We start from the raw sequence: 2,819 nt of genomic DNA on the forward strand, positions 1-2,819 counted from the left end.
CTGACTCAACACCGCCCGCAACTTGCCAGGCTTGACCGGTTTGTTGAGCAGCGGTGCATCCAGTTTGCGCAAGGCCCGGCGGCACTGGTCGCTGCGGTCGGCGGTGATGATCACCGCCGGGATCGCCTGGTGGAAATGCTCACGCAGGTGCTTGACTACCTCACAGCCCACGACCCCATGATCCAGGTGGAAATCCGCCAGGATCAGCTCCGGCGCACGCCCCTGCAGCACGTCAAGGGCGCCCGCCTCGTCGGTGGCGGTCAACACCTCGCAGCCCCATTGCCCCAACAGCGCGGCCATGCTTTGCAGGATGCTCAGCTCATTGTCGATCACCAACAAGCGCCGCCCCGGCAGTGGGTTGCCGGCGACCGCCTGTACCGGGGCCAGCGACACGGGCAGTGGTTTTTCACTGGACAGCGGCACCTCGATACTGAACACCGAGCCCCGTCCCGGCCGCGAACGCACCTGCACCCGATAGCCGAGGATATGGGCGATGCGTTCGACAATCGCCAACCCCAGGCCCACGCCTTTGCGATCCGCCGCCCGGCCGACGTCCAGTTGGTTGAACTCGAGAAAAATCGACTCCAGGCAATCGGCGGCGATCCCCCGCCCCGTGTCCCAGACTTCCAGGCTCAGGCGCCCTCCCCGGCGCCGGGCCGCCAGGAGAATGCCGCCTTGGTCGGTGTAGCGGCAGGCATTGCTCAGCAGGTTGCGCAAGATACGGCTGATCAATCGCAGGTCGGTCAGCACCGCTTCGTCGCCAAACCGCACTCGCAGCTCCAACCCGGCGGCACCGGCCACTGATTGAAACTCCGACACCAGTGGCCCCAGCAACTCATCCAGCCGATACGGCGCCAGGTCAGGCTTGACGGCGGCCTGATCCAGCCGGGAAATGTCCAGCAGGTCGGTGAGCAGGTCTTCGGCGCCTTCGAGCGCCTGATGGGTGCGTTCGACCAACACGTGCTCGGCGGCAGGCAGTTCGCGTTCACGCAGCGTGGCGATCAACAGGCGGGCCGCGTTGAGTGGCTGCAACAGATCATGGCTGGCGGCGGCCAGGTATTTGTCCTTGCTGCGGTTGGCGGCCTGGGCGACGTCCCGGGCATCGCGCAATTGCTGTTCTACCCGTTCGCGCTGGGCAATCTGCTGCTGCAGATTGTGGTTGGCTTCCAACAGCGCATCGGTGCGCTCGGCCACCCGCTGCTCCAGTTGGTCGTTGAGCTGTTGCAGGTGTCGCCGGGCCTGTTCCAGCTCGTCGAGGCGCGCCGTCAGTTCCGGATAGTGACTCTTGCGCGTCGAGTGATTGCCCAGCCCCAGCAGCCCGGCCAGGGCTTTTTGCTGCTCGTCAGAGGGCTTCGCCATAGACGACCTCGACATCCCGCTGGCTCGACTCCCGAGGATTGGTGAGGATGCATGGGTCATGCATCGCATGTTGCGACAGGAACGGGATGTCCGAGGTGCTCACGCCGTGCAGGCCCAGGGTTTCGTGGAAACCGATGGTGTGCTTGAGGGCAATCAGGTGCTCCACCAGCCGGGTGCGGATCTCCCGGTGATTGAGCCCCCGGCAATCGATGCCCAGGGTCTCGGCAATCACTTTGAAACGCTCCGGTGCCGAGTTGTAGTTGAACGCCACCACGTGCTCCACCAGTACCGCGTTGCACAGGCCATGGGGCAAATCGAGGAACCCGCCCAGGCTGTGGGACATCGCATGCACGGCCCCGAGGATCGCGTTGGAGAACGCCAGCCCGGCCTGCATGCTGCCCAGCATGATTTTTTCCCGCAGGGCGATGTCCGCCGGGTTGGCGATCATCTGCACCAGGTTGCCATTGATCAGGCGCATGGCTTCCAGGGCATGGGGGTCGGTCAACGGGCCGTGACCGGTGGACACGAACGCCTCGATGGCATGCACCAGCGCATCGATGCCGGTACAGGCGGACAGGAACGGGTCCATGCTCAGGGTGGTTTCCGGGTCGATCAGCGACACGTCCGGCACCGCCGCCTTGCTGACGATGGAGAACTTCATGCGTTCTTGCTGGTTGGAGATGATCACGAATTGCGACACGTCAGCCGACGTCCCCGCCGTGGTGGGTATCAGGATCAGCGGCGGGCTGGGCACGTTCAGGGTATCGACGCCTTCGAACTCGAGGATACTGCGGCCGTGGGCAACGACAATGCCGATGCCTTTACCGCAATCCATCGGGCTACCACCGCCCACCGCGACGATGACATCGCAATGGTTTTCCCGGTACAGGTCGGCCCCGAGCATCACTTCCTCGACCCGTGGATTGGGCGAGACCGCGCTGTAGATGCAGTAATCGATACCTTGGGCCTGGAGACTGGCTTCGACGTCCGCCACCCAACCGGCGGCGATGACCCCGGGATCGGTGACGATCAGCACTTTGCGTGCCCCGAAGGTCTTGGCGTAGTTGCCGACATTGTGCCGACAACCGGCACCGAACATGATTTCAGGAGAAACGAACTTGCGCAGCGGGCTGAGGCTCATCTTTTCAGTTACGTGGCTCATTGGTAAGCCTGTTGTTATTGTCAGGGGATACCTTGAGCCTAAAGCATCCCGCTGTGAATGCAATCAGACCAATGGGTAGCCCGGCCTGAATGTTCCAGGCCGGGCCAGCACTCATCGGTTGGCGAAGTACATCGTCACTTCAAAGCCGATACGCAGGTCGGTGTACGCGGGTTTAGTCCACATGGGTCTTTCCTCTTCTTGTACCGGGCCATTCCGGCAAGGTCATTAATGCACGCCACGCCCGGGGCTCGAATGCTACTTTCGAAGCGGTGGGTGGGGTGCGTTGGTATGGGGTGGT

At 63.1% G+C, this 2,819-nt stretch carries 3 protein-coding genes; all 3 read right to left on the reverse strand.

All coding sequences use genetic code 11. The annotated features are described in order from the left end of the window. Positions 1-1,359, reverse strand: a 1,359-nt coding sequence (locus J4E53_RS30305) for a hybrid sensor histidine kinase/response regulator (protein ID WP_207268284.1), incomplete at its 3' end; no start/stop codon positions are given. Further along, the gene (gene ercA, locus J4E53_RS30310; protein ID WP_103311405.1) at positions 1,343-2,500 is read right to left on the reverse strand and encodes an alcohol dehydrogenase-like regulatory protein ErcA; all 1,158 of its coding nucleotides are present in this window, start codon (positions 2,498-2,500) and stop codon (positions 1,343-1,345) included. The genes ercA and J4E53_RS30305, both read right to left, overlap by 17 nt. Positions 2,501-2,632: 132 nt before the next feature. Beyond that, a complete protein-coding gene (gene pqqA / locus J4E53_RS30315; protein ID WP_003243383.1) occupies positions 2,633-2,704 on the reverse strand; it encodes a pyrroloquinoline quinone precursor peptide PqqA in 72 nt (23 codons plus the stop codon). Positions 2,705-2,819 lie beyond the last annotated feature (115 nt).

Source organism: Pseudomonas sp. FW305-28, from assembly GCF_017351395.1.
Taxonomy (GTDB): Bacteria; Pseudomonadota; Gammaproteobacteria; order Pseudomonadales; family Pseudomonadaceae; genus Aquipseudomonas; species Aquipseudomonas fluorescens_AA.